Genomic DNA, 2290 nt, shown 5'->3' with positions numbered 1-2290 from the left:
CCAGGCGGGGCGCTGCCCCGCCTGGCCGTTTGCTATGTGTTCTCTCCAACTGTGAACTGAAACTCCGTAAAGACACACTGGATCACGGTAAAGCCGTCCTGAGACAGCTCCCCCCGCAGAAGGGCGTGGGTGGACGTGTCAAACCAAAGGGAGCACTCCCGCCCCTCGCCCGCGGCGGACTCCGGCTCCCGGCAGACCACGCGCAGCACCTCGCTCTCCCCTTGGTCCTCCATACCACATTCGGCGATGAAGCCCTCCTGCACATAGTCCATCAGCACCGGAACCGCGTCCACCGGACTCATGCCGCTGTCATCCAGCGGCCCAGTCTCCACCCGCATGCCGTCGTACTCCAGAGCGGTCTCCCCCTCCAGAATACGGGCGGTGACCCCGGCGATATTCTCCGGCGCAGTGATGGTCAGGGTGGTCTCCCCCTCCCTGGCATAGTTCAGGCCGATTCCATAGGTATACACCCGCTGGCCGTAGTCGGCCGTCAGCTCCAGGGAGGCGGTACAGCCCCCTATCTCCAGATACTCTCCCCGTATGTCCAGGGCCAGTTGCTCAGCGCGGTTTCCGCCCTCTGCTCCGCCGCAGGCGGACAGGGACAAGCCGAGTATCATCATTAGTACGCACATCCCGGTCCGATGGCGCACAGCGCTCCCTCCTAGCTCACGTGTTCCTCAATGACGGCCGGCAGGGCGGCAATCACGTCGGTTGGGGTCATTCCATACTCTCCAATGGCGCGGGCACAGACCTCCCCCGCCTCTCCGTGGAGCCACACCGCCATGGGCACCGCCTGCCGGGCAGGCAGGCCCTGGCCCAGCAGAGAGAGGATCAGCCCTGCCAGCACGTCGCCGCTCCCCCCCTTGGCCATGCCCGGATTGCCGTTGGTGTTGATGTAGGCCGAGCCGTCGGGGAAGGCGGTGATGGTGCGGTGTCCCTTGAGCACCAGGCAGCAGGCGTGCTCCACGGCAAAGGCGCGCGCCGCCCCAAGGCGGTCGCCCGACGACAGCTCGCCCCCCAGCCGGACAAACTCCCCGTCGTGGGGAGTGAGCACCGTGTGCAGTCCCCGGCGGCTGTCCAAGACATCTATATGTCCCTCCAGCGCATTTATGCCGTCGGCGTCCAGCACCACGGGCAGGCGGATTTCCCCGAGCAGGTGGCGCACCACTGCGGCCACGCCGTTTCCGCGGCCCAGGCCGGGGCCGATCAGGCAGACGCCGCAGCCGGCCAGCCGGGTCATTGCGGCTTCCCCCGCCTCCAGGGAGAGCTGCCCCTCCTTGCCCGCAGGCAGAGGGTGGGGCATGGCCTCATCCAGCTTGGCCGCCGCGATGGGCCACACCGGGGCCGGCACTCCCACCGTCACCAGGCCCGCGCCGGAGCGCACCGCTGCCTGAGCCGCGAACACCGGCGCGCCGGTATAGCCCACGCTGCCGCCCAGGAGATAGACCTTTCCAAAGTCCCCCTTGTGGGCGTCCCGGGGCCGGACGGGCAGACGGACATCCGCCCCCTCCACCGTCTGTACCGGATAGTCCTCCCCGTCCACCAAGTCCCGGGGTATGCCGATGTCCGCCACGGTCAGCACGCCGGTGCACAGGCCGCCTTTGCCCACATAATGGCCCGCCTTGGGAAGCGTGAATGTGACCGTCCGCGCCGCGTGCACCGCCTCCCCCAGCACCCGGCCGGTGTCGGCCTCTACCCCACTGGGGATGTCGGCGGACACCACCGGGATGTCACAGGTGTTCATCATGTGAACGGCGGTGAGGGTGTCCCCCCGCACCTCGGTGTTCAGGCCGATACCGAAGATGGCGTCCACCATCACGTCCGCCTTCAGGCACCAGGCCGCGAAGTCCGGGTCGTCCGGGGTAAAGGGCTCCAGTACCCCGCCGGCCGCCGCCAGCCGGGCCTCCATGGCCCTGGTGTCGCAGGTCAGCTTCTCCCGCTGCCCCACCAGGATGCAGCGCACCTCGAAGCCCGCCTCCAGCAGCAGGCGGGCGCAGGCCACGCCGTCGCCGCCATTGTTGCCCGGCCCGCAGAAACAAACCGCCCGCCCCGGCGCGTTGGCCGCCGTGTCGATGGCGGCCTCCGCCAGCGCATTTGCCGCCCGCTCCATCAGCTCCAGCGAGGGGACGCCCCGCTCCTCTATGGCCCTCCGGTCCAATGTTCGCATCTGCTCCGCCGTTGCGATTCTCATGTGTTCCACGCTCCCATTTCTCTCTAAGTCGGTCTCATTATATGCCGTGCGGCAGGACTCGTCAATTTCTGTAGGTTTGTCAAACATATTGGACGGTGA

Annotated in this window: 2 protein-coding genes; both read right to left on the bottom strand. The window is 67.6% G+C overall.

Annotation, left to right across the window (positions count from 1 at the left end; translation table 11 throughout):
- Positions 1–32 precede the first annotated feature (32 nt).
- Positions 33–650, bottom strand: a complete 618-nt coding sequence (locus HMPREF0372_RS09360; RefSeq protein WP_155117000.1) for a hypothetical protein — start codon at positions 648–650, stop codon at positions 33–35.
- Between the two features lie 11 nt (positions 651–661).
- Positions 662–2191 (bottom strand): bifunctional ADP-dependent NAD(P)H-hydrate dehydratase/NAD(P)H-hydrate epimerase, encoded by a 1530-nt coding sequence (locus HMPREF0372_RS09355; protein WP_039997112.1) that lies wholly within the window; start codon positions 2189–2191, stop codon positions 662–664.
- Positions 2192–2290 lie beyond the last annotated feature (99 nt).

The organism is Flavonifractor plautii ATCC 29863 (assembly GCF_000239295.1).
GTDB classification, from domain to species: Bacteria; Bacillota; Clostridia; order Oscillospirales; family Oscillospiraceae; genus Flavonifractor; species Flavonifractor plautii.
This window is presented reverse-complemented; position numbering and strand designations above follow the sequence as displayed.

Coding starts and splice junctions, on each gene's coding strand:
- HMPREF0372_RS09355 (WP_039997112.1), bottom strand. CDS start 2,191: ATGAGAATCGCAACGGCGGAGCAGATGCGAACATTGGACCGGAGGGCC.